This window comes from Streptomyces sp. NPDC048434 (assembly GCF_043200375.1).
Lineage (GTDB): Bacteria > Actinomycetota > Actinomycetes > Streptomycetales > Streptomycetaceae > Streptomyces.
Window position 1 is genome coordinate 90,660 of the sequence record NZ_JBICXQ010000017.1, and the last position, 24,166, is coordinate 114,825.

At 70.1% G+C, this 24,166-nt stretch carries 21 protein-coding genes, 1 tRNA gene and 1 pseudogene; 11 read left to right on the plus strand and 12 right to left on the minus strand.

Features of this window, described 5'->3' with window-relative positions; genetic code table 11:
* Positions 1–186 precede the first annotated feature (186 nt).
* A complete protein-coding gene (locus ACGFWI_RS20995; RefSeq protein WP_393907480.1) occupies positions 187–948 on the minus strand; it encodes a GPP34 family phosphoprotein in 762 nt (253 codons plus the stop codon).
* A 224-nt stretch (positions 949–1,172) separates the two neighbouring features.
* Between ACGFWI_RS20995 and ACGFWI_RS21000 the strand changes: the two genes are divergently transcribed.
* A complete protein-coding gene (locus tag ACGFWI_RS21000; protein ID WP_393907481.1) occupies positions 1,173–4,088 on the plus strand; it encodes a D-alanyl-D-alanine carboxypeptidase in 2,916 nt (971 codons plus the stop codon).
* Between the two features lie 246 nt (positions 4,089–4,334).
* Positions 4,335–5,768: a glycosyltransferase family 39 protein gene (locus tag ACGFWI_RS21005; protein WP_393907565.1), complete on the plus strand. Its 1,434-nt coding sequence runs from the start codon at positions 4,335–4,337 to the stop codon at positions 5,766–5,768.
* 283 nt (positions 5,769–6,051) lie between these two features.
* Here ACGFWI_RS21005 and ACGFWI_RS21010 read toward each other — a convergent pair whose 3' ends face one another.
* Positions 6,052–6,441, minus strand: coding sequence for an ADP-ribosylation/crystallin J1 (locus ACGFWI_RS21010; protein WP_393907482.1), 390 nt, complete (start codon positions 6,439–6,441; stop codon positions 6,052–6,054).
* Between the two features lie 122 nt (positions 6,442–6,563).
* Complete coding sequence (locus ACGFWI_RS21015; protein ID WP_393907483.1) at positions 6,564–7,283, minus strand: ArsR/SmtB family transcription factor; 720 nt, start codon at positions 7,281–7,283, stop codon at positions 6,564–6,566.
* Positions 7,284–7,346: 63 nt separating this feature from the next.
* On the opposite strand from ACGFWI_RS21015, the gene ACGFWI_RS21020 reads away from it, so the two are divergent.
* A complete protein-coding gene (locus ACGFWI_RS21020) occupies positions 7,347–8,180 on the plus strand; it encodes an isocitrate lyase/phosphoenolpyruvate mutase family protein (protein ID WP_393907484.1) in 834 nt (277 codons plus the stop codon).
* Between the two features lie 73 nt (positions 8,181–8,253).
* On the opposite strand, the gene ACGFWI_RS21025 is transcribed toward ACGFWI_RS21020, so the two are convergent.
* Positions 8,254–8,538, minus strand: a complete 285-nt coding sequence (locus tag ACGFWI_RS21025) for a hypothetical protein (protein ID WP_393907485.1) — start codon at positions 8,536–8,538, stop codon at positions 8,254–8,256.
* Positions 8,539–8,841: 303 nt separating this feature from the next.
* Between ACGFWI_RS21025 and ACGFWI_RS21030 the strand changes: the two genes are divergently transcribed.
* Entirely contained in the window at positions 8,842–9,486 is a 645-nt protein-coding gene (locus tag ACGFWI_RS21030) for a hypothetical protein (RefSeq protein WP_393907486.1), read from the plus strand.
* Complete coding sequence (locus ACGFWI_RS21035) at positions 9,483–10,766, plus strand: sensor histidine kinase (RefSeq protein WP_393907487.1); 1,284 nt, start codon at positions 9,483–9,485, stop codon at positions 10,764–10,766. Before ACGFWI_RS21030 ends, ACGFWI_RS21035 begins: the two co-directional genes overlap by 4 nt.
* A 342-nt stretch (positions 10,767–11,108) precedes the next feature.
* On the opposite strand, the gene recQ is transcribed toward ACGFWI_RS21035, so the two are convergent.
* The 3 genes from recQ to ACGFWI_RS21050 form a co-directional block, all read right to left on the minus strand.
* Positions 11,109–13,178, minus strand: a complete 2,070-nt coding sequence (recQ, locus tag ACGFWI_RS21040) for a DNA helicase RecQ (protein ID WP_393907488.1) — start codon at positions 13,176–13,178, stop codon at positions 11,109–11,111.
* A gap of 496 nt (positions 13,179–13,674) precedes the next feature.
* The gene (locus ACGFWI_RS21045; RefSeq protein WP_393907489.1) at positions 13,675–14,655 is read right to left on the minus strand and encodes an alpha/beta fold hydrolase; all 981 of its coding nucleotides are present in this window, start codon (positions 14,653–14,655) and stop codon (positions 13,675–13,677) included.
* 666 nt (positions 14,656–15,321) lie between these two features.
* The gene (locus ACGFWI_RS21050) at positions 15,322–15,939 is read right to left on the minus strand and encodes a hypothetical protein (RefSeq protein ID WP_393907490.1); all 618 of its coding nucleotides are present in this window, start codon (positions 15,937–15,939) and stop codon (positions 15,322–15,324) included.
* Between the two features lie 366 nt (positions 15,940–16,305).
* Here ACGFWI_RS21050 and ACGFWI_RS21055 point away from each other — a divergent pair.
* Positions 16,306–16,536, plus strand: a pseudogene (locus ACGFWI_RS21055) (site-specific integrase); the annotation flags it as partial.
* 197 nt (positions 16,537–16,733) lie between these two features.
* On the opposite strand, the gene ACGFWI_RS21060 reads toward ACGFWI_RS21055, so the two are convergent.
* A tRNA-Arg gene (locus ACGFWI_RS21060) sits at positions 16,734–16,809 on the minus strand.
* Positions 16,810–16,998: 189 nt separating this feature from the next.
* Between ACGFWI_RS21060 and ACGFWI_RS21065 the strand changes: the two genes are divergently transcribed.
* Complete coding sequence (locus ACGFWI_RS21065) at positions 16,999–17,172, plus strand: hypothetical protein (RefSeq protein WP_393907491.1); 174 nt, start codon at positions 16,999–17,001, stop codon at positions 17,170–17,172.
* Between the two features lie 78 nt (positions 17,173–17,250).
* On the opposite strand, the gene ACGFWI_RS21070 is transcribed toward ACGFWI_RS21065, so the two are convergent.
* Both ACGFWI_RS21070 and ACGFWI_RS21075 read right to left on the minus strand, forming a co-directional pair.
* Positions 17,251–17,574 (minus strand): hypothetical protein, encoded by a 324-nt coding sequence (locus tag ACGFWI_RS21070; protein ID WP_393907492.1) that lies wholly within the window; start codon positions 17,572–17,574, stop codon positions 17,251–17,253.
* Positions 17,571–17,771, minus strand: coding sequence for a hypothetical protein (locus ACGFWI_RS21075; RefSeq protein WP_355778126.1), 201 nt, complete (start codon positions 17,769–17,771; stop codon positions 17,571–17,573). The genes ACGFWI_RS21070 and ACGFWI_RS21075 overlap by 4 nt, the downstream gene beginning before the upstream one ends.
* A gap of 67 nt (positions 17,772–17,838) precedes the next feature.
* Between ACGFWI_RS21075 and ACGFWI_RS21080 the strand changes: the two genes are divergently transcribed.
* Complete coding sequence (locus tag ACGFWI_RS21080) at positions 17,839–18,498, plus strand: TetR family transcriptional regulator (protein WP_393907493.1); 660 nt, start codon at positions 17,839–17,841, stop codon at positions 18,496–18,498.
* Between the two features lie 31 nt (positions 18,499–18,529).
* Here ACGFWI_RS21080 and ACGFWI_RS21085 read toward each other — a convergent pair whose 3' ends face one another.
* Positions 18,530–19,777 carry a M6 family metalloprotease domain-containing protein gene (locus tag ACGFWI_RS21085; RefSeq protein WP_393907494.1) on the minus strand — a complete coding sequence of 416 codons (1,248 nt, stop codon included), beginning with the start codon at positions 19,775–19,777 and terminating at the stop codon, positions 18,530–18,532.
* Positions 19,778–20,154: 377 nt separating this feature from the next.
* Between ACGFWI_RS21085 and ACGFWI_RS21090 the strand changes: the two genes are divergently transcribed.
* Together ACGFWI_RS21090 and ACGFWI_RS21095 are read left to right on the plus strand one after the other, a co-directional pair.
* On the plus strand, positions 20,155–20,817 hold the full coding sequence (locus tag ACGFWI_RS21090; RefSeq protein WP_393907495.1) for a TetR/AcrR family transcriptional regulator: 663 nt from the start codon (positions 20,155–20,157) through the stop codon (positions 20,815–20,817).
* Between the two features lie 177 nt (positions 20,818–20,994).
* Positions 20,995–22,527: an MFS transporter gene (locus tag ACGFWI_RS21095; protein ID WP_393907496.1), complete on the plus strand. Its 1,533-nt coding sequence runs from the start codon at positions 20,995–20,997 to the stop codon at positions 22,525–22,527.
* Between the two features lie 150 nt (positions 22,528–22,677).
* Here the strand turns inward: ACGFWI_RS21095 and ACGFWI_RS21100 are convergent, their stop codons facing one another.
* Positions 22,678–23,175: a MarR family winged helix-turn-helix transcriptional regulator gene (locus tag ACGFWI_RS21100; protein WP_393907497.1), complete on the minus strand. Its 498-nt coding sequence runs from the start codon at positions 23,173–23,175 to the stop codon at positions 22,678–22,680.
* A gap of 163 nt (positions 23,176–23,338) precedes the next feature.
* Between ACGFWI_RS21100 and ACGFWI_RS21105 the strand changes: the two genes are divergently transcribed.
* Positions 23,339–24,106: a DODA-type extradiol aromatic ring-opening family dioxygenase gene (locus ACGFWI_RS21105; protein ID WP_393907566.1), complete on the plus strand. Its 768-nt coding sequence runs from the start codon at positions 23,339–23,341 to the stop codon at positions 24,104–24,106.
* The last annotated feature ends 60 nt before the right edge of the window (positions 24,107–24,166 follow it).

Here is a 24,166-nt window from a genome sequence, read left to right on the forward strand (position 1 = left end):
TCGGCCCGGCCCCCCGCCCCCCCCCCCCCGGCGCGCCGGGGGGGGGGGGGGGGGGGGGGCCGGCCCCCCGGGCCCCCCCCCCCCCCCCCCCGCGCTTCTTGCTGCGGCTCCCGAACGGGATGGTGGGGACGGTGGTGCCGGTGCTGTACCGGTGGTGCGGGAGACGCCGTCCGGCGTCCTACGGCGTCAGCGGGCGCCTACCCGGGCCATCCGGCCGTGGCCGTGCCGCGACTGACCCGGCGCGCCGGCCGGTTCCGCCGTGGCCCGGGCAGCCGGTTGCCGTACGGCTCCCGCTGCAGCGGCCTGCGGCCGCCGTGGCTGCACCGCGGCGCCGTTCTGCACATCCATGACGGCGTGTGCGACCAGCCCGCCCATCGGGTCGTGTCGGATCAGATCCCGGAGACGGGAGCGCGATGAACGCCCTTCGTTCCCTGGGTACAGATGCTTGCCGAGACCGACCGCATGGGCCAGCGCGGCGAGCGCCGCGGTCCGCGGGTCCGGGGGTACGCCGGTGCGGATCGCGTTGTCCAGCCGGGCCTTGATTTCCCGGCTGATGGCTGTCTCCGTCGCCTGGTAGCGCGTCGTCGGCAGCACCCCGCACATCTGTCCCGCCACGGCATGCACCATGCCGCACCGTTCCAGGTGCGTGAGGTAAGTCTGGCGCAGCCCCAGTCGGGGCCCGCCGATCCAGTGGACCGCGCGCACCGGGCTGCCGCGTCGGCGCAGCAGTTCGAGCGCGGAGTCCAGAGTCGGATCTCCTGTCGGCCGTGCCATCACCACGGCGATACGATCCCCATCTGGGGCTATCCGTCCTGCCAGAGCCAGCTCTACTAGCTGGGCCCCGGCCAGGCCGAGGTCGAGCGACTGCGGCTGCGCTGTGGTACCCGTCGTCGGGTCCAAAGCGAGCAACAGAAGCTCCTCCGGAATTGTTCTGCGGCTCCTGCCCATCCATGCCTCCCCGCGTGGATGAATGACAGGGTGACCCCTCTCACATTCATCTGTCGAGGGTGCGTGGGGGGTTCGGTAGGGAACCGGTAGGTATGTCTTTCTCGTCTTGCACGTCGGCGACATCTTTCTGTGGGGTGCGGCGCCTACCGGTACGCGTGGCGGCGAGATGGTGCCATGCGGACACAGGACACTTGGGAACACTGGGCCAGGCAGCGTGGCGACGTATGAAGGAGACATCGGTGGCGGGCGAGTCCCCCGACAAGTCGGACAAGAAGCAGTCGTCGGGGGAGACGGCGCGGAGCAAACGCGATCCGCGTCTGTCGGCCTTCCGCGGGGAGCCGGCTGAGCCGGCGAAGGAATCGGGGGCCGGGGCGGACTCGAAGCCTGAGGAAGAGCCGGAGGCGACGGCGGCGCCGAAGTCTGCGGCGAAGTCGGAATCCGGGGCAAAGTCGGAATCCGGGGCGGCGCCGGAATCTGCGGCGAAGCCGGGGGCCGGAGTGAAGTCGGAGTCTGCGGCCGAGCCGGAGTCTGCGGATGCGTCCGAGGTGTCCGAGGGGGCCGAAGCGTCTGCGGCGTCGGAGGCGCCTCAGGAGGCCGCTGAGGGCGCCGGTGGCAGCGCGGGTGGCGACGACCGCCTGCGGGCCGCTGTGGCCGCCTGGGTCGCGGGGAAGGGTGACGAGGAGGCCGAGGCTGCTGACGGCGGTGGTGAGAGCGCTGCTGGTGACGGTGATGCCGACGGTGACGAGGATGTCTCCTTGGCTTCCTGCGATCTCGATGAGGGCGCGGGTGCAGGCGCGGATGCAGATGCGGACGCCGACGGTGCCGTCGCAAAGTCGGGAGTAAAGCCGGAAGCAGAGCCGGAGGAGAAGGGCGCGGCGCCCTCTGACGTGCCGGCTTCGGGTGCCGAGCCCGAGTCGAAGGCCGGGTCCGAGCCTGCGTCCAAGGCTGGGTCCGAGGCCAAGGTTGTCGATCAGCCGACCGCCGTTTTCAAGACCGTCGGGCCGCAGAAGAGCAAGCCTGATGAGAAGGCCGGCGCTGCGGCCGACGGCACGGGCGAGGGCAAGGCCGACGGCGAGGACGATGCCGACGCCGATGGGTCGGCGGTTGATGACGCGACCCGCGTGTTTGCTATCGCGAAGCTAAAGGGGAAGGGTGCGACGGCCGGTGTCGTCGACCAGGCGACCACCGCGTTCAAGATCAACCCGCCCGCCAAGGACAGGGACGCAACCAGGGGCAAGGACGCGGCCAAGGACAAGGCCGAGAGCGGCGGCAAGACAGAGGCCAAGCCCGAGACCAAGCCCGAGGCCAAGCCCGAGAGCAGGCCCGAGGCCAAGCCCGGGAGCAAGGCCAAGCCCGGCGCCAAGGACGAGGCCGACGCCAAGGGCGATGCCAAGGACGCCGCCAAGACCGACGCCAAGGCGACGCGCGCTCCCGAGCGGGACTCCGAGCGGACCAGCCAGTTCGTGGCGCTGAAGTCGGCGGATGACGACACGGCGGGCAAGTCGCTGGGCAAGACGGCCCCCAGGACGCCCGCCCGTACGTCCGACAAGGCCGTGGAGAAGCCCACGGAGAAGCCCGCGGACAAGGCGGCCGACAAGCCGGCGGACAAGCCGGAGGATCAGGCCCCCGCCGCGCTGCCCGCCGCCAAGCCTGCAGAGCCCGCCAAGCCTGCAGAGCCCGCCAAGCCCGCAGAGCCCGCCAAGCCCGCGGAGCCCGTCAAGCCCGCCGGGACGACCGCGCCGCCCAAGCCTGCCGGCCCGCCGGGCGCCATGCCGCCCGCCGCCACGGGAGCCACGGCCGCCGCCCCCACCGCGCTGCCCGAGTCGGAGCGGACCAAGCAGGAGCCCCTGCCGCCGCTCGACCTCCTGGCGAAGCTCACCAACACCCCGCCGCCGCCCGAGACCCCGCTGCGCACGGTCGTCCGCCGGTTCAAGATCTGGACCCCGCTGGTGGTGCTGCTGGCGATCATCTTCGTGGTCGCCCAGGCGCTGCGTCCGCTGCCCGCCCCCAAGCTCGCCGTCGGCGAGTCGACCGCCTTCACCTTCAAGGGCGGCAAGCTCGCGATGCCGTGGCCCGACCAGGGCCAGGCCACCGCCGAGGTCGTCGGCGTCGGCAGCCTGGGCACGTCCGGCAAGGCCAAGCCCGTACCGACGGCGAGCATCGCCAAGGTGATGACGGCGTATGTGATCCTGCGCGACCACCCGCTCAAGAAGGGCGAGAAGGGCGGGTTGATCAGGGTCGACGCGCAGGGCGAGGCGGACTCGAACAAGGGCGACGAGTCGCGCGTTCCGCTCAAGAAGGACCAGCAGTTCACGCAGTACCAGATGATGCAGATGCTGATGATCCCGTCGGGCAACAACGTCGCGCGGCAGCTGGCTCGTTGGGACTCCGGTTCCGAGGCGGCGTTCGTGAAGAAGATGAACGCCGCCGCCAAGAAGCTGGGGATGGCGAAGACGACGTACACCGACCCCAGCGGCCTGGACAAGTCGACCGTGAGCACCGCCGTCGACCAGCTCAAGCTCGCCGAACAGGTCGTCAAGAACGCGGTGTTCCGCGAGGTCGTGCGCACCGAGAACGCCCAGATCCAGGGCCTGCCGGAGCGGCTCTTCAACAACAACAGGCTGCTCACGACGATGGCCGGCAAGGTCAGCGGCATCAAGACGGGGTCGAGCACGCCGGCCGGCGGCACGTTCATGTGGTCCGGCTACCGCACCGTCGGCGGCAAGGACCAGCTGCTGCTCGGCGTGACGATGGACCAGCACACCAACAGCCCGGACTCCAACGCCCAGCTCCAACTGGTCCTGGACAACACCGAGAAGGTGATCGCGGCGGCCCGCGATGCGCTGGTCTCCGACACCGTGGTGAAGAAGGGCCAGGTCGTCGGCTATGTGGACGACGGCCTCGGCGGTGAGACGCCGGTCGTGGCGACCAAGGACCTGTCGGCGGTCGGCTGGTCCGGTATGAAGGCGACGTTCTCCATGAGCGACGCCGGCAAGGGCATCCCGCACACCGCCAAGGCCGGCACCAAGGTCGGTGTGCTGACGGTCGGAAACGGCGAGAGCGCGCAGAAGGTGCCGGTGGCCCTGCAGCAGGACCTCGTCGAGCCGGGCTTCGGAGCGAAGCTGATCAGGATCGGATGAGTGAGCCGAGGGGCTCCGGGCGGTCGGCCCGGAGCCCCTCGGTCATCGGCCCCGGGACGTGCGCAGTCCCGGGGCTTTTCGTCGGCCATCTGGTACGCCGTTCGTCCGTGTGTGATCGTTCGTCTGTCTGTCCGTCCGTCCCGTGCGTGACCGGAGCCCGTCATCGACGTAGCGCAAGCGCAGAAGACGTACGCGTCCGCCGTAGCCGCCCGCGGTGCCCGGGTGGCGCAGGGCGCGGTGGTGCTGATGCCCTCCGGACTGATGCTGTTCCTCGGGGCGTGGGGGATCCGCCGGCAGGACGCCATCTGGCGGGACGAGGCGGTCACTTACGACATGGCGCACCGCAGCCTGGCTGACCTCTGGCCCACGCTGCAGCACGTCGATGTCGTCCATGGCCTCTACTACGCGCTGATGCACCTCTGGTTCCGCGTCTACGACGTCACCCTCGGCGGCGTCTTCGGCGAGGTGGTCGGCCTGCGGCTGCCGTCCGTGGCCGCGATGACCGCCGCCGCGGCGGGGGTCGCCCTGCTGGGGGAGCGCCTGGTCGGGCGGCGGGCGGGGCTGCTCGCGGGCTGCACCTTCGCGCTGATCCCGGTCGTGCAGCAGTACGCGCAGGAGGGACGCTCGTACGCGACGGTCTGTGCGCTGGTCGTCTGGGCCAGCTATCTGCTGGTGCTGGCCGCCGCCCGCCCGCGCGGAAAGCTGTGGCTCGGCTATACGGCGCTGATGCTGGTCGCCTGCCTGCTGCACGAGTTCGCGTCGCTGGCACTGCCCGCGCACGGCGCCGCGATGATCCTGGCGCGCCTGCCCCGCCGGGTACTGCGCGCCTGGCTGCTCGCCGCGGTCACCACTCTCGCCGCTCTGGCCCCGCTCGCGGTGTTCAGCACCCGGCAGTCCGCGCAGATCAGCTGGCTCATGTGGCCGGACCCTGTCCAACTGCTGACCTTCACCGTGCTCGCGGTCCTCGGCATCGCCTGCGCCCGCGTCCGGGTCCGCTCCCGCGGCCCGATCGGACTGCGCGCTCTCGGCATCCCCTTGCTGCTCCTGCCCACCCTTCTCCTGCTGCTCCTCTCCCATGTCGAACCGGCCTACGTGGACCGCTATGTCCTCTACTACGTCGTCGGGTTCGCGCTGCTCGCGGGCGCCGCACTGGCGCGGCTGCTGCGGCCGGCCGGTGAGCTGGGCCAGACCCGTGGCCGGCGGCTGCGGTGGGCGATGGCGGTGGTGCTGGTACTGGCGGCGCTGCTGCCCGTCAACGTCCATCTGCGCAGCCCGGACAGCCGGGTCGACGATGTCACCGCGATTGCGCATGCCGTACGCGAGGTGGCCGAGCCCGGCGACGGCCTGCTGTTCATGCCGTCCCGGCGGCGGATATGGCGGGCGACCCTGCCGCACGACTTCCGTGGGCTGCACGATCTCGCCCTGGCCAAGAGCCCGTTGGCCTCGCACACCCTCTACGGCACCGAGCGGTCCGGCGATGAGATCCGCGACCGGATGCTGGCCGCCCGCCGGATCATCGTCGCCGGCGACCCCGACGGCCAGCCGGCCGATGACAACGACCAGGAAATCGCCAAACGGGCCACTCTGCACGCCGCGTTCGAGATCTGCCGCAGCAGGCAGGTCCGCGGCGCCCGGATCACGGTGTACGGGAAGCCGGGGGCGTGCGGCGGGGGCGGGTAGCCGGCTCGCCCAGGGCGTGGGCGCGGGGCGGCGGTTCGGCTCCCGGTGGGGCCGGGAGCTGAGGTGGCCGATGCTGTGGGAGCTGAGGTGGCTGATGCCTGTGGGAGCTGAGGTGGCTGATGGGCGGCCGTCAAGGGACCGCCGCCGCACCGGGCAGCGGAGCGAGCGCGCGCAGCCGGGCGGTGAAGGCACCGACGCCCGGCGCGGACGGGTCGTCGTGCAGCGGCGCGGGGTCCCAGCGGTCAGCAGGAGGGGGGCGGCGGGCCGGAGCGCTGGGGTGCCGTCATGAGCCCTGCGGCGGACGGAAGCTGTGTACGAGCTCGATACGCCCGACGATATGCCGGTTGAACTCCTCCAACTCCTCCGCGGGAACCCATAGTTCGAGGATCGTCTCGCCGCCCGCCTGCCGCACCGGATAGCGCTCGACGAAGTCCGCCTCGATCTCGAAGCGGGTGACATGGCCGACCCCGGAGGCCGGCACATTCCAGTCGCGGGCGATCCGTATCGCGTAGTCCTCGTTGAGCACGGGATAGAAGATCGGCTGGTCGGGCAGGCGCGGCGGCCAGGCGCGCCGGCCGGAGGCCTCGACCAGGGCGAGCTCCTCGGGGCCGGTGGGGCGCCAGAGGGTGCGGGTGGCGGGCGCGGTTCCGTCCGGCCGCGGCGTCTCGATCATGCTCGTACGGTACGGGTGAGGGGAGTGCGGAGCACGGGGATTTCGGGGCCCGGGGCGGGCGCGGCAGCAGGCGCGATGCGACGGACGCGCCCCCGGGCGCGGGCCGTTCGGGCCCCGCCCGCTCACATCAGATCCGCCGCCGCCCCGTCGATCCCCAGCAGGTCGTGCAGCGCCGTCGCCCCTTCCGGGGTGAGGCGTACGGCCCTGCCGCTGCCGATCCGGCGGATCCAGCGGCGGTCCAGCAGCCGGTCACAGAGCCGGGCGCCTGCCGTGCCCGCGAGATGGGACCGGCGCTCGGTCCAGTCCAGGCAGCCGCGGGCCGTTGGCCGGCGCCCCGTGCGCAGCGTGGCCGGCTCGATCCCCAGGCCGTCGGCGAGCCAGTCCCGCCCGGCGTCGGTGAGCGCGAACCCGCCGTCCTGGTCGAGCAGCCCCCGCCCGGTCATGGCATCGGTGATCGTCACGCCGAGCCGGCCGGCCAGGTGGTCATAACAGGTGCGGCCGCGGGCGAGCGCGGCGGAGGCGGTCACGGCACGCAGCCCGCGGGGCCGCTCGGCCGGCGGTTCGAGATGTGCGGTCAGGGACTCCAGCAGATCCGCGACGTGCGGACCGGCGAGCTGGACGTAGCGGTGGCGGCCCTGGTGCCGCTCCACCAGCAGCCCGCCGTCGGTGAGCCGGGTCAGATGCTCGCTCGCCGTCGAGGGGGCGACCTGCGCATACGCGGCCAGCTCGCCGGCCGTCCAGGCCCGGCCGTCGAGCAGGGCCAGACAGATGGCAGCCCGGGTGCGGTCCGCGAGCAGTGCGGCCAGCCGTGCGAGCTCGGAGCTGTACGCCGGAGTGGTCATGACTCCATTGTCCGCCGCGAGTCTTCGGCGCCTACCGAAGGGACTCCGGCCTACGGTGCCCATATGAGCACCTCCCCGGAGTACGCCACCTTCCACTTCCATGCGCTGCACCATGCCGACCAGCCGCTGCTGCTGCCCAACGCCTGGGATGTCATCTCGGCCGTCGCGCTCGCCGGGGCCGGATATGCGGCGGTCGGCACGACGAGTCTGGGCGTCGCCGCGGCCCATGGCTATCCGGACGGGCGCGGGCTCGCCGAGGTCCGGGACGCGACGCTGGCCCTGGCGCTGCGGCTCAACGGCCGGCTGGCCTGCCCGTACACGGTCGACGTGGAGGGGGGATTCGGCGGCGATCCCGGCCAAGTGGGGGATCTGGCAGCCGAGTTGGCGGAGGCCGGGGCCGCCGGACTGAACCTGGAGGACGGACTGCCCGGCGGCGAGGGGCTGCAGGATCCGGTGCGCCAGGCCGAATTGCTCAGCGCGGTGAAGGAACGGGCGCCGGGCCTGTTCCTCAACGCCCGGATCGACACCCACTGGCTGGCGGACAGTCCACCGCCGCTGTCGGTGACGCTCGCGCGCGCCGAGACCTATCTGGCAGCGGGCGCGGACGGCATCTTCGTACCCGGCGTCATCGCCGACGACGATGTGTCGGCCCTGGTCTCCGGGATCCCCGCACCGCTGAACATCCTCTTCGCTCCCGGACGGCACACCGTCAGCCGTCTGGCGGATCTCGGTGTACGCCGCATCAGCACCGGCTCGCTGCTCTTCCGTACGGCTCTGCAGGCCACCCTCACGGCGGCGGACGCCATCCGTACGGGCCGGCGGCCGACGGATGCGGCCGGGGCGGGCGGCGAGGTGCTGAACTACGGGGAGGTGCAGCGGTTGGTGGGGGAGGAGTAGCGGGGCGGTGGCCGGGGGCGTCGGCCCTCGGGATCCGGTGGGCGCCGGGGGCCCGCAGGCCCGGCGCCGGGGCTCAGGCCTGGCTTCCCCGGCTGCCGTGGCGCCGACGGTGTATGGCGACCACCGCGCCCGCCATGCCCAGCGCGCCCGCACCGCCTATCACCCCGGCCTTGGGCAGATGCCCGGCCTTCTCGGCCAGTCCGGCCAGCCCGTTGTCGGGCATCATGATCGACTTCCGGCTCTCCGTGGGCGTGGTGGAGTCGGCGGCGAAGGCAGCGCCTGCGGGAAGCAGCAGGACGGCCAGCGCACCGGTCGCGACGGTGGCGGTGCGGATCACGGAGCGGTGCTGGGCCCGCATGGGTACTCCTCGTCGTGGGCGGCTGGGGCCGCCGTAGGGGCGTGGTGACTAAGGAGCACGCTACGGAGCGTCCTTAACGGTAATCCGTACGTTGTGTAACAGTCGCCGAGATCTCTGGGAGCGGTCGTGTGAAGAACCGCCCGCCCGGTGGGGGTAAAGGCCCCAAAAGCCGCCAGAATGGCCGATCCAAAGATTCCGCCCGGCACCGCCTTGGATAGCTTTGTGTCAGGTTACGTCCTTATATAAGGCGATTCCGAAGGGTGCTCACGCAAGGTGACAAGGCGCAGAGGCAGCGACGACGGAATGCGACGGCTGAGACCCCGCACGGCGTTGACCCCCCTCTCGGTTCTCGCCACCCTCACCTCACTCGTCCTCCTCACGACCGGATGCGCGGGCGTGGAGGGTTTGCAGAGCGAGGGGCGCGCCCCGGACGTGGATGCGCCGCTGGTGCTGTGGCCGAACTATTCGCCCGCCCCGCCCAGCCGCGACGACAATCCGGTGGCCCTGGTGCCCGTCCCGCATGTCCCGCGGATCCCCAGCGGCACCATGACGGAGGCGAACCCGCTCGCCGTCCTCGACGCGGACATCACCGCACAGGGCCGGACGCCGCCCGCCCCGAAGTCGGTACGCCGTCCCGAGCTGCACGACCTCACGGGCGACGGCAAGCCGGACCTGATCATGGCCGTCAACCTCGACCCCCGCAACAGCGAACTGCGGGTGTACAGCGTCCGGGACAAGGTGGTGACCCGGATCCTCGTACTGCGCGGTGTGCTGGCCGGCGTCGAGCTGGCGGCCGGGCATCTCGCCATTCGCGAGCCCACCAAGGATCCGCGCTATGTCAGCGTCATCGACTACCTCTGGGACGGCGATTCGATGAGTCTGTGGAACCTCACCCTCGACGACGCCCGCACGCCCCAGACCCCGCAGGCCGGCGGCGGCAGCCCATGAAACGCCCGGCGGTCTCCCTCCGTTGGAAGATCGCGCTGACCGTGCTGGCGGTGAGCTGCGCGGTCGCCGCCGTCCTCGGCGTCCTCGTCCACAATGCGGTGGCCCGTCAGACCGTCGGCCAGGTCCGCAAGGAGACCCGCGCAAACCTCGACACCGCCCTGGACCTGTTCGAGTACGGCACCTCACGCGAGGGTCTCAACTCCCTTCTCGACCCGCCCGAACTGCCCGCCGAGCTACGCCGGTTGGCGCGATCCGGCCAACGCGGCACCATGGTGGGGGCGTATCGGGGCCGCCCCGTCATGTGGGCGGCGGCGCCGGCCGACGGCCAGGTGATGGCCGTCTGGTCGCCCTACGGCAACACCCGCCGTTCCCTGGAGAATCTCGACACCGCCATCCTCGGCTCGGCCGTGCTCGCCGCCGCGGTCGTCGCCCTCGCCGGACTGTTCCTGGCTCAACGCATCAGCCGTCGGCTGGGCATCACGGCGGCGGTCGCACGCCGGATCACCGCCGGTGACCTGGACGCCCGGGTCGGCAACGGTGCAGATCAGGGGCCGGGCGGCGGCTCGGCGGCGCAGGACGAGGTGGCGGCGGTGGCCGCGGCGCTCGACTCGGTGGCGGGGTCCCTGCAGAGCCGTCTCCAGGCGGAACAGCGCTTCACCGCCGATGTCGCACATGAGCTCCGTACGCCGCTCACCGGCATCCTCGCCTCGGCCGAGCTGCTCCCGGAGGGCCGCCCCAAGGAGATGATCAACGATCGGCTGCGGGCACTGCGCCGCCTCACCGAAGACCTGCTGGAGATCTCCCGGCTGGACTCCGGCACCGAGCGCGCCGACCTCGCCGCGTATGACCTCGGAACGCTGGTCGAAGGCTCCGTACGCGCCACCGGCCTCGACACCGCCGTGCGGATCGTCACCGACACGCTGGTCGAGACCGACCGGCGCCGCCTCGACCGCATCGTCGCCAACCTCGTCATCAACGCACATCGGCACGGCCGGCCCCCGGTCATCGTCACCGTCGACGCCCCGGCCGGCGGCCCACCGACCATCGAGGTACGTGACCACGGCCCCGGCTACCCCGACGACCTGCTGCATCACGGCCCGAAGCGCTTCCGCACCGACGCCCCCGGCCGCGGGAAGGGCCACGGCCTGGGCCTGACCATCGCCGTCGGCCAGTCCGCCGTCCTGGGCATTGACCTCCACTTCACCAACGCCCCCGACGGCGGCGCCCGCACGATCCTTCGACTGCCTCATGACGCCCCCGTTACTTCCCGTACTTCCTGATCCGCTCTCCACCGGCGCGATGGGCCGGGGGCCGGACGTCGGTTGTCCGGTCGCCTGGCCTTCCGGTCGCCTGGTCGGCCGGTCACCTGGTCGTCCCGACACCTGGCTACCTGGCCGTCCGGTCGCCGGGCCGTCCCGACACCTGGCAACCTGGCCGTCCGGTCACCCGGCCACCGGGCCATCCGGCCACCGGGCCACCTCGCTCCACCCGGTCACCCGGCCGTCGAGCCGCCCCGCCTAGCTCCACCCGGCTCCCCTCCGCCGACCACCGCCGACTGACCCGCCGCGGGTGCGTGCACCAGTCCGCCGAGCTACTACCGGCCGACCCCGCCGCGGGCGCTTTCACCAGTCAATGTCATCCGGCGGCTCCGGAAACGCCTCCTCCTCGTCAGGTTCCGGCTGCGGCGCCGACGCCGCAGGGCGCTCCCCGGTCGCCTCGCTCGGCCCGCTCGGCCTGGCCGCCTCGGCAGCCTTGGCGGTCCCGGCCGTCGCTGTTGCCCCGGCCGCCGCTGACGCCTCGCCGCCCTCTCCGTCCGCGGTCTCCCGCCCCGCCAGCACGTCCAAGATCGACGATCCGTACTTCGCGAGCTTGTTCTCGCCGACCCCGCTGATCGTGCCGAGCTCGTCCGTGGTCGTCGGCCGGAGGGTGGCGATCTCCCGCAGCGTGGCATCGTGGAAGATCACATACGCGGGCACGCCCTGCTCCTTGGCCGTACGCCCCCGCCAGCCGCGCAGTGCCTCGAAGACCGGCAGGGCCTCTTCCGGCAGATCCACCGGCGCCGCACGCTTGCCCTTCGTCTTCGCCTTGGCCGCCCGCGCTGCCTTCTCCGGCTCCCGCCGCATCAGCACCTCGCGCTGGCCGCCCAGCACCTCGCTGCTCGTCTCCGTGAGCACCAGCGTGCCGTAATCACCTTCGACGGCGAGCAGCCCCTGAGCCAGCAACTGCCGCACGACACCGCGCCATTCGGCTTCCCGGATGTCGTTCCCCACCCCGAAGACGCTCAGCCCGTCGTGATCGAACTGAATGACCTTGGCGGTTTTCTTCCCCGTCAGAATGTCGATGATCTGGCCCGCGCCGAACTTCTGCCCGCGCTCACGCTTCAGCCGTACGACGGTGGACAGCAGCTTCTGTGCGGCCACCGTGCCGTCCCAGGTCTCCGGCGGGACCAGGCATGTATCGCAGTTGCCGCATGCGCTGCTCTCCTGACCGAAGTAGGCCAGCAGCCGGACCCGTCGGCACTGCACCGTCTCGCACAGTGCCAGCATCGCGTCGAGATGGGCCGACAGCCGCCGCCGGTGCGCCTCGTCCCCCTCCGACCCGTCGATCATCTTCCGCTGCTGCACCACATCCTGCAGCCCGTACGCCAGCCAGGCCGTCGACGGCTGCCCGTCCCGCCCTGCGCGCCCCGTCTCCTGGTAGTAGCCCTCCACCGACTTCGGCAGATCCAGATGCGCCACGAACCGCACATCCGGTTTGTCGATACCCATCCCGAACGCGATCGTGGCCACCACGATCAGCCCGTCCTCCCGCAGGAACCGGGACTGGTGCTCGGCACGCGTCCGCGGGTCGAGCCCCGCGTGATACGGCACCGCCGCAATGCCGTTCTCGACCAGGAACTGTGCGGTCTTCTCGACCGAGGCCCGCGACAGGCAGTAGATGATCCCCGCGTCCCCCGCATGCTCGTTCCGCAGCAGCTCCAGCAGCTGCTTCTTCGGCTCGCTCTTCGACGCGATCCGGTACTGGATGTTCGGCCGGTCGAAGCTCGCCACGAAATGCCGGGCGTCCGCCATCCGCAGCCGAGAGGTGATCTCGGTATGGGTGGCCTCGGTCGCGGTGGCGGTCAGCGCGATCCGCGGCACCTCGGGCCAGCGTTCGTGCAGCATGGACAGCGCCAGATAGTCCGGCCGGAAGTCATGGCCCCACTGCGCGACACAGTGCGCCTCGTCGATCGCGAAGAGCGAGATTTTCCCCCGGTCCAGCAGGCGCAGCGTCTGCTCGACCCGCAGCCGCTCGGGTGCCAGATACAGCAGGTCCAGCTCCCCGGCCAGGAACTCGGCCTCGACGAGCCGCCGCTCCTCCAGGTCCTGCGTCGAATTGAGGAACCCGGCCCGCACCCCGAGCGCCCGCAGGGCATCGACCTGGTCCTGCATCAACGCGATCAGCGGCGAGATGACAACCCCCACACCGCCTCTGACCAGCGAGGGAATCTGGTAGCACAGCGACTTTCCGCCACCGGTCGGCATCAGGACAACCGCGTCCCCGCCCCCTATGACGTGGTCAATGATCTCCTGCTGACTCCCGCGGAACGACTCGTACCCGAACACCCGGCGCAGCATCTGCACCGCCTCGCTTGCGTCCGAAGCGCCTTCCACATCCATGTCCACGACCACTTCCACGTCCGCCAGAGCCATTCCAGAAGCCTACGAGTTCCGAGGGGGTCCTCGTCGACCCTGTGGATAACTCCCACCGCCCCGCACGCCCCGCCCGCACGGCATCCCCCTGAACCACACGAAAGCAGCACGAGAAGACCCCGAGCGCCTTCGCCGGCGGCATCGCGCCCCTTCACCTTCACGTTCATCTCCACGGGAGCCACCTGGGGCTGGTCCCGCCCGTGGCGCGAAACAGGGCTCCTCGGGCTGGTCGTGGGCACGCCCCCAGCAGCCGCCCACCGGGCGGCACTGCCGTAGGGAACATGCCTGCGCCGCCACACTGCCGCCCTCCAACGGAGTGCCTGCGGCACCACACCACCCATCCGCCGTCCAAAAAAACAGGGACAACGGAAGGAGCCACGCAGACGAGCGCGCCCTTGCGACGTGCGTGGCTCCGCGACCTGCACGGACCCGGCCGTCGGCACACCCGTAGCCGCCGATCGAGCCGAATCGGCGCGCCGGGAGCAGCCGCGGGCCGTCACGAAGATGACGGCGTGCCGCCGCTTTCCCGGCGGCGGGCCTTCTCGACAACCTCGCGAATCGCCTTGGTGACGAGCTCTGGCTGATTGTTGTGGATGTTGTGATCGCTGTGGGTCTTCGTGATGTGCGTCGCGCCGGGAAACTGCCGCGCAAGGCTCGCTTGAGAGGCCAGCTGTGCCCGCCAGAAAACCTGGGGGTAGTCCGCCGGGGCATGGGCCGGCAGGCGCGCCCGAAATGCGTCGGCGTCGAAGGTGTCGCCGCTCAGCACGGCCACAGGGACCCTCGGCGGCCGAGGCGCAGCGCGGACCTGGGAAAAGGTGGTCGCAGGATCTTGCCTTTCGACGTCTTTCCACTGGGCGAGGCGCCGTTTGTCGTCGTTACGGATCAGCGCAAGGAAGGTTTTGAACTGCCCAGGCGTGAGTTCCGACTGCAGGAATTCCGACTCCGCGTCGACGAGGACAAGACCGGCCACGTCGTGCGGGTACTCGCCGGCGTAGATCCTGGCGATCGGGCCGGCCGCCGACCATCCGACGAGCACGTAGGGACCGGGTACCTTCGCTGCTCTCAACAGTGTGTGCAGGTCGGAGACGTCACCACGTGGCGTGGTGGGCTGCGGCACCGAAGTCGAGGTGGTGGGCTTGCCGTTCTCCCGCGCTGTTCCGGGGCGATCGTAGGAACAGACCCTGGTGAAACTCCCGACCCCGGGATATACGGCAGATCTGCTGGGTTTCATGGTGCCGGCGGACCCGGTCACATAACTCCAGGTATCGGCGGCGGCAACGAGCCCCGGCACGAGAACCACTGTGGGAGACCCGCTGCCACGGCATTCCAGATACATCTTGCGCCCGCCACCGACATCGATCAGCCGCGCGAAAGTCTTCGTGACATTCGGGTGGGAGCTTGCCGAGGGAGTGGAGTTCGCACTGAGTGTGCTGCATGCCGTGACCAGCAGTGCAGGCCCGACCAGAATGCTGACCAACCCAAGAATTCCTCTTCGCGGACGCCGAGGTCGGCACCGACGGACAAGGCCAGACCGACTCATCTCACTCCGTCACGACTCATCGTCACCGCATCAGAAGGAACCCCCGTGTATTGCACTTCCTGCCATGGCCAATCGGATGGGCATCCAGCGACACACTGCATCGTGCACTATGCAATACGCCGACATCAGTCCGCCGCCCAGCGAGGAATGGCACCGCTGGGCAACGTATGCGATCGCCCACGAACCGACAACGATGCAGCCTCGGCGAGTCTCCCGGCACCGCGAGAAGCGCCCGTCCGCACGCCGCCCAGAACACCCGGCATGAGGCCATCAGCCACAAGCGGACGAGGGGCTTCTCACGTCATCTGACGCACTGCCCCTCTGGCGCCCCCGGCAGGATTCGAACTGCGACACCTGCTTCACGAGAGGCTGGGCGGTACGCCGGGTGACCTGCGGCTTACCGGGGACTGGGCCATCAGCCACAATTCATTCCCCACCCCTCAGAAGTGATTCTCAGCCGCGTACGGCAAGGCTTGGAGGAGGAGCGTGCCCAGCACAAGTACGCCGCAAGCAGCACCAATTATTTTGACCGTACAGAAACAGCGATGGCGTGCAATGGTTCGTAACCAATCGGGGGTGGCCGACGACCTTGGAATTGATTTCTCACCGAGGTTGATACGAGAGCACGGGGTCAGCCCATCCACCAAGGCGGCGGGAAAGCCCGAAGCGCGAAGGCAGCCACCAGCGTTGCTTGACATGGCCGGCAGTGACCGAGGACCACTGAGGTCCGGAGAGGTCTTCCACGCCCCACCACGTTTTGACCGCCTTGTTCCCGTGCAGCTTCAGGAGCGGCCAACGCGGAAGGTGCAATCCCACGAAGAACATTGAGACGTCATCCCCGCACTTGGTGGTGTAGAAGTACCGCTGAACGTCCGTGTAGCTGGCTCCCAGTCCGCAGTCCAACCCCATGGTTCCTCCAAGCCATGAAAGGGCTAGCCTTCCGCCGACTGGGATTGACGGAACCAACACGGGGTTAAACCAAACTTCGCCGTTGAGACCCCTTTTGAGGCCGGTCCGCACGGTCTGAGCAACAACGATATTGATCGCGGGCCCCGTCCCTACGTTCACGAGCCACCACTTGGGTTCACCAGCGCCGCCCTGCCCGCTCTCCCACATGAACTGCAGGACGGGCATATGAGAGCGACGGCTCGCTGCATACGCGACCGATAAGGAGCCCAGGGACACAAGAACTGCAAGCACCGAGATCACAATGGTCGTCATCGCACCTCCTACGCGCGACGAGCGCGGGTCTTCCCTACCCGCTGCCTCCTGGCTGAACGCATCATCAACCGACAAGCTCCGAGCAGAACGCGCCAGGGAGTGGTGCAGGCCGGCGCAGGACGTGAAGTCACGTACACAGTAAGGGAGTTCGGCCACTTGGCGACATGCGGGATATCGCCATGCGGGCTGCGGCGAGGTGAGCGCGCAGGCCTGCGCTGGACCGACGTCGACTCGGCCAAGCGCGCCCTTTACGTCCGCCGGCAGACGATCCGCGGCACGGAGGCCACTCCATGACGACGACACCAAGACCTCCGCCGTCGCACTTCCCCTTCCGGCCATATGCACTACGCCGCTGTGCCGGCACGGATGCGGCAGGCGGCTGCCAAGCAGCGGACGGGGAAGTCGCGGGGACGACGGCGCATACGTCGTCGGCGTACGTCTTCGCCACCCGGCACGGCCGTCGGCCGAACCGCGCAACGTCTACCGTTCCTTCACCGGGTCGCCGAGTCCGCCGGTCTCCGAGAAATCCGGCTGCACGACGCCCGGCACGAGTGCGCCACGCTCCTCACCGCTGCCGGGGCGGCTCTCCGCGTCGTGATGGAGGTCCTCGTGCACGGTCGGATCAGCATCACCATGGACGTGCACACGCATGTCGCCCAGGACACCCTGCGTGAGGCCCTCGGCTACATGGACCAACTGCTCAAGAGGCACCCTGGCCGTGAGTGACGGTCGCCGTTGATGTCAGACCTGGATGCCAAAGGGCACCTACCAAGATTCGTAGGTGCCCTTTTGGCTGGTGCCCCCGGCAGGATTCGAACCTGCGACACCCGCTTTAGGAGAGCGGTGCTCTATCCCCTGAGCTACGGAGGCAAGGGCCTGAGCCCCTGACAGGGTAGCTGATGCGTTCGCTGTAGTTCGCTTCTGTTGGGGATGGGGGCGGGTGGGCGTGGCCTGGTGGTGGGGTGGGGGCTGTTGTGGAAGGGCTTGCGTCGCGAATGTGTGGTGTGTGCCGTTCCTGTGGGTGTCGGTGATGGGGCATCTGCCGGGCGGGTAGGCCGGTTGGCTTACACCGATGCCGATGCCGATGCCGATGCCGATGCCAACTGCGACGGCGATGCCGAAGCCGAACCGGGTGCAGCCGACCCCGACCCCGCCCCCCCGCTCCCGCTGCGGAACCTCATGTCGATGCCGCCCCGGATCCCGATGCAGACGCCAACGGCGGTGGTCGCATAAGAGATATGCGACCACCGCCGTCAGCGTTGTCCTGACTGTCGGGCCGGCGTTCGTAGGCGCGGTCCGGGGGCGGGGTGTTCAGCCGCCGATGTGCCAGCTGACTGTGCCGTCCGTTGTGGTGAGGAGGGCCAGGAGGAGTAGGTCGATGGCGCCGAGGGCGAGGCCCAGGGCGGCGCGGCCGCGGCGGGTGGTGCCGCGGGCCAGGGACAGGCCGCCGAGGACCAGGGCGCAGGGGCCGAGGACGATGTTGAGGACCAGGGTGCCGAGCAGGCCGAGGATGAAGGAGGCCACGGCCATGCCGTCCGCGTGTGAGCGGAGGCGGGAGGCGGGCCGGCGCGGGGCCTGGGCTGCGGCGGTCGGCGCGGGGGAGGTCGTCCGCGCGGCTTCGCTGAGCGTGGTCATCGGGAGGTCACCTCGGCGTGGTGGCGGCGTTCGCGGAGGAAGAAGACGAGCAGCCAGCCGGCGATGACGGCGGCCGCGACGAGGGTGACGGGGACGGGGAGGTGTGCCGCGGTGCCCAGCATGATCCCCATCAGGAGGAGGGCTGCGACGAGGAAGAGCATGATCTTCCTTTCCGGTTCCAGAGGACAGTTGTTCACTCAGTTCCTTCAGTCTACGACTGCCCACGGGTGGAGTAGTTCGGAGAACGGCTGTTTACTGGATGACATGAGTCACAGTCTTGGAGTCCGGCAGGCCCAGAAACAGAAGACCCGTCAGGCATTGCTCGACGCGGCGCTCGGTCTGCTGGAGGAGCAGAGCCTGAGCAGCCTGGGGCTGCGGGAGGTGACGCGGATGGTGGGGATCGCCCCGACCGCGTTCTACCGGCACTTCCGGGACATGGGCGAGCTGGGCGTCGCCCTGGTCGAGGAGGCGCTGGGGAGCCTGCATGTGATGGTGCGGGCGATTCTCGCCGAGCAGGATGGGGCCGAGGAGCGGATCGACCGTACGGTCGCGGTCGTGGAGCAGCATGTGCGCCAATATCCGCTGCACATCAGGTTCGTGGCACGCGAGCGGCACGGCGGCGTACGGGCCGTGCGGCAGGCCATCGCGGATGAGCTGGACCGGTTCGCGGAGGAGGTCGCGGCGGCGCTCAAGTCCCAGCCGGTGTCGGAAGGCTGGCGCGACGACGATGTGCGGATGCTGGCGGAGCTGTACGTGGACCGGCTGGTGACGACGGCCGCGGCACTGCTCGACGCCGAGGCGGACGGTGCCGAGGGGGCGGCCGGGCAGGTGGTGCAGAGGGCGCGCAGGCAGCTGCGGCTGATCAGCATCGGGCGGCGGCACTGGCGGGAGGAGGGGCGGGGGGACGACGGCGGGGGAGAGTAGGGGCGCTCCTGCTGCGGTCCGCTCGTCCGCGTCAGGCACGTGCCGGGGTCACCCGTACGCGATAGGTGCCGTCCGGATTCTCCGTCAGGACGGTGACGGACGCGCCGCTGTGGTGGTCCGTGTAGGTGTCGCCGGGGACGAAGGTGGCGTCGGTCAGTTCCGGGTCGACGTATTTGTTGTCCTGGTAGCAGCCGCCGCTGTGCGGGGTGGCGTCCACGACGCGGAGCGGGCCGCGACCTGAGGGTACGTCGGTGGCGACCCGGTAGATGAGGATCCCGGGCCGGCAGACCGCGGGGTCGAGCGGGCCGCGGGTGCGGGCCTCGACGACCAGGGCGGTGCGGTGCGAGGTCGGAATGACGACGATCTTCGTGCCGCCGGGGGTGGAGACCGGGGTGAGGGTGTGTTCGCCGGGCGTCCCGCGGTGTGGGGCGCAGTGCACCTGATCGGCGGACAGCCAGCCGAGCTTCCACTTGTGCCAGCCGACGAAGTCGTTGCTCGGTCCCCAGTCCTCGTCCATCGGGTCCCAGTGCCCTGCCGCGGGCGGGGCGTCGCGGTCGTCGGTGAAGTAGAGGTCGGGCAGGCCGAAACTGTGGGCGTTCTCGTGGTTGAGGACGCGGAAGGCGCTCGCCCCGGCTTGCCGGCTCCAGATGAAGGACGCGTTCCGGAACGGCACCCCGTCGTTGGTCTTCAGTCCCATGTCACCGCCGCTGAAGGTGACCGACAGGACGGTGCGGGACGCGGGCGGGCCCGCGTTGGGTGTGGCGATGACGTTGATGACGTCGTAGTCACGGAAGTCGACGATCGGGTCGACGGCGCGGACGAGCTCCCGGGACAGGGCGTGGTAGCCGCCGTCCGAGGCCGGGTCGAAGCTGGCACCCCGCTGGATGCCGTACGCCGCGAGCGGCCGTGACATGTGGATCCACCGGAACAGCGGCATGGGGTGGTAGGTCAGCCTGCCGTACGAGCTGGTGCGGAAGTAGTCCGTCGCGCCCGGGAAGAATTCGGCGAAGCGGTCCTGGGGGGACATCGTGGCGCGGGCGTCCGGGAAGTCGATGAAGAGGGTGAGTGCCCTGACGACGCCGGACGAGCGGGCGTAGCCGGGCGGGGTGTCCGTGGATTCGGCGACATCGTCGTTGATGCCGCGCAGTGCGCACGGGCCGCTCGGCGAGGTGCCGGGCCCGGTAGGTATGGCGACGGCGCTGGGCGGTGTGCCCAGGGCTATGGCCGCGGCCGCGGTGGCCGCGCCTGCGGCCAGAGCCGCGGATACCTTGTGCTTCATATCGATCACCTTGTGTCGACGGGTGATCGTTCGCGCGCGGAGTTACATCAACTGGAGTCATGGCGGGGCCGGATGGGTCGGGGTGGGCTCCCTTGCTCGGTCGCGTCGGGGACGGCGCGCCGGGCGCAGGGGGATTGAGTGTGGTTCAGGTCACAAGAGGGCGTGAAATATCCGGGGAGGGTCTCCCCGTTTAACCAGGCGTCCGGATGAAACGGGGAGCGTCTCCCCGGTTCGTGCGGGCCCCGGTCGGTCGCCCGGCCCTTCGCCCGTCGCTCGACCCGGCCGCTCGCCGGCTCACCCGACCGGGCGGGCGGGGCGAGGTCCGTCCGGGAATCCAGGCCTTCGGGATGTGTCGAGAGTTGAGGGAGTGAGCTGCCGTGACCGCCGTCGCCGCATGCGCGAAGTCCGGGGAGAAGGGGCAGCAGCCCCGACTGCGGGCCGATGCGCTGCGCAACCGGGAGCGGATCATTGCGGCCGCCCGCGAGACGATGGTCGAGTTCGGGCCCGAGGTCCCGCTCGATGAAATCGCTCGACGCGCGGGTGTCGGCAATGCGACGCTCTACCGTCACTTTGCGGATCGCCCGGAGTTGATCCACTACGTCACGCTTGCCGTCATGTCCCGTACCGCGGACCGCGCGGAGAGTGCCCTTGCCGAGGAGTCCGATGCTTTCCAAGCGCTGAGGCGCTTCGTCCATGCTGCGGTGGAGGAGCGGATCGGGGCGTTGTGCCCGTTGCTCTCCGACGGCATCGACCGAGACCACCCCGATCTGCTCGCGGCGCGCGAGCGCCTGGAGGCGGCCGTCGAGGCCGTGATGCGTGCCGCGCGCGACAGTGGCCAGCTGCGTACCGACATCGCCGTCGGTGATCTGATGGTCGCGATCACCCAGCTCACCCGGCCGCTGCCGGGCAGCAGCTGTACGAACTTCGACCAGTTCGTGCACCGTCATCTGCAGCTGTTCCTGGACGGTCTGCAGGCGCCCGCCCGTTCCGAACTTCCCGGCGCCGCCGCCACCTTGGACGACCTGAGGCGCCGCTCGTAGACCGGGCCACGCGCCGCAGCAGCCTGACGCGTCCCGCATATCCCACACGTCCTACGCATCTCCCACGTCCTACGCATCCCCCACGTCCCGTTCTTTGCTCCGCACGTCCCGTATTTCGCTCCGCACGTCCCGTTCTTCGCTCTTATTCGCTCACCGCACCACTAGGTGGATCCCGCCATGTCTGAAACAGCCACGCACGTCGATCCCCGGCGCTGGAAAGCGCTGATATTCATTGCCCTCGCCCAGCTGATGGTCGTTCTCGACGCGACCATCGTGAACATCGCGCTGCCCTCCGCACAGAAGGATCTCGGTATCACCGACGCCAACCGGCAGTGGGTGATCACCGCCTACGCGCTGGCCTTCGGCGGTCTGCTGCTCTTCGGCGGGCGCGTCGCCGACCTGTGGGGACGCAAGCGGGCCTTCATCATCGGACTGACCGGATTCGCGGTCGCCTCCGCGCTCGGCGGGGCCGCGGCCAACCAGGGGATGCTGCTGGGCGCGCGTGCGCTGCAGGGTGTCTTCGGTGCGCTGCTGGCGCCGGCCGCGCTGTCGCTGCTGGCCGTGACCTTCACCGAGGCCAAGGAGCGCGCCAAGGCGTTCGGCATCTTCGGTGCGATTGCCGGTGGCGGCGGCGCCGTGGGTCTGATCCTCGGCGGGGTGCTGACCGAGTACATGAACTGGCGCTGGACCTTCTTCGTCAACATTCCGTTCGCCGTGGTGGCCGCGACCGGCGCTTTCCTGGTCATCCGCGAGCCCGAGGGGAGCCGCAACACCTCCCGGCTGGACGTCCCCGGCGTCATCCTGGCCACGCTCGGCCTGGTCTCGCTGGTCTACGGGTTCACCCGGGCCGAGTCCGACGGCTGGCTGGCCGGCGCGACCCTCGGCCTGTTCGCCGCGGCGGTCGTCCTGCTGCTGGCGTTCGTGCTGGTCGAGTCCAAGGTGAAGGCCCCGCTGCTGCCGCTGCGGGTGGTCGCGGAGCGGAACCGTGCCGGTATCTATGCATCGCTGGGCCTGGCCGTGATCGGCATGTTCGGTCTCTTCCTCTTCCTGACCTACTACCTGCAGATCGTGAAGGGCTACACGCCGGTCACCACCGGTCTGGCCTTCCTGCCGATGATCGTCGGCATGATCACCGGCTCGACGCAGATCGGCGCCCGGCTGATGACCCGGGTCCGGCCGCGGCTGCTGATGGCACCCGGTTTCACGGTCGCCGCGCTCGGCATGCTGGTGCTGACCCAGATCGACCTGGACACGTCCTACCCGGCGCTGATCCTGCCCGGCTTCCTGCTGATGGGCCTCGGCATGGGTACGGCGTTCATGCCGGCCATGTCACTGGCCACGCACGGGGTCCAGCCGCGGGACGCCGGTGTCGCCTCCGCGATGGTCAACACCTCGCAGCAGGTGGGCGGCGCGATCGGTACGGCCCTGCTGAACACCATCGCGGCCAGTGCCACCACCGCGTACGCCACCTCGCATGCGGCCGGTGCGCGCTCGCTGGATCTGCTCAAGCTGCAGTCGATGGTGCACGGCTACACCACCGCCATCTGGTGGGCGGTCGGCATCCTGGCCCTGGCAGGCGTGATCGCCTTCACCTTCATCAACACCGGGCGGCCGGGCGGCGGTTCGCCGGTGGCCTCCTCCGGTGACGGCGAGGCCGAAGGTGCGGGCCAGGGCGAGAGCGAGCTGCAGGTTCCGGTGATGGCGCACTGAGCCGGTGGGTGGGAGCCGTACCCACTCCCACGCCGGGCGGGTGCCCGCCTTCCGCCGCCCCGGCTCGTGGGTGACCCGCACGGCGTAGGCGTCGTACGGGTCCTGCCGCGACTCACACGGGCGTCGGCCTCGTCCGGCTCCGCTGATCCGTCAGCGGAGCCAGGGGAGGTCGGCGCCTTGCGGCTGCAGTCCTTCGGTCATGACCTGGCAGATCTCGGCCAGTTGGCCGACCTGTTCCTGGGAGAGCCGGTCGAATATCGCGGCGCGTACGGCGGCGACGTGCCCGGGGGCGGCCCTCTCCAGGACCCGCATTCCCTCGTCCGTGAGATGGGCGTTCTGGCCCCTCTTGTCGGACGGGCAGTTCTCGCGCCGCACCCAGCCGTTCCTCTCCAGGCGCGCGATCGCATGCGAGAGGCGAGAGCGGGTGATCTTGGCGTTCTGAGCCAGCTCGGTCATCCGCATCCGGCGCCGCGGTGCACGGGAGAGCTGGACGAGCAGGCCGTAGTAGACGTGCGGCATCCTTGCGTCCCGCTGCAGCTGACGATCGAGGTGATCCTCCAGGAGCGTGGTGGCGTGGAGGTAGCACTGCCAGGCGAATTGCTCCTCGTCGCTGAGCCAGCGCGGCTCCGTTGCGGGTTCGATGCTCATACCATCCACTCTCTCACCACTCGGAGAGTTATTTAAGTTTCAACAAGGTCGGGTTACGCTGGGACTCGACGCTTGAACATTCAAGCATCTGGGTGCCGGCGGCCGAATTGTCACGCGCACCGACTACTGCCAAGTGTGACGCTGTGGGGTCCTGATGTCCGTGATGCCGGCTCTCTATCTCAGCCATGGTGCGCCGCCGCTCGCCGACGACCCGTGGTGGCCAGGTCAGCTGGCCGCCTGGTCCGCCGAGCTGCCGCGTCCCGAGGCCGTACTGATCGTCTCCGCGCACTGGGAGGAGGCCCCGCTCGCGCTCGGCGCCACCGCGACGGTGCCGCTGGTCTACGACTTCTGGGGCTTCCCGGAGCACTACTACCAGGTGCGATACCCGGCACCCGGGGCGCCGCGGCTGGCCGAGCGGATACGCGGGACGCTGCGTACGGCGGGCATGCCCGTGGCGGACCTCCCCGACCGGGGGCTCGACCACGGTGCGTACGTCCCGCTCGTGGAGATGTTCCCCGACGCCGGCGTCCCCGTACTCCAGATCTCCCTGCCGACCCTCGATCCGCGCCGGCTCCACGAGATCGGCCGCAAGCTCGCGCCGTTGCGCGAGGAGGGCGTACTGATCATCGGCAGCGGCTTCTTCACGCACAATCTGGCTGCCTTGCGGCACGTCGACGGCGGTACGCCGGCGTGGTCGGCGGAGTTCGACGACTGGGGGCGCCAGGCCCTGGAGGCCCAGGATCTCGATGCCCTCTTCGACTTCGCGCACAAGGCGCCGGCCGGCCGGCTCGCCCATCCCCGCACCGAGCACTTCGCCCCGCTGTTCGTGACCCTGGGGGCCGCGGACGCCTACGGGCAGCTGGACAGCGGGCGCAGTGTGATCGACGGTTTCTGGATGGGGCTGGCGAAGCGGTCGGTGCAGTTCGGCTGAGGGTTCGGCGGGGGGCGGGGTACGGATGCGCCGCGGGCGGCGTGCTCGGGCCGGTCGCCC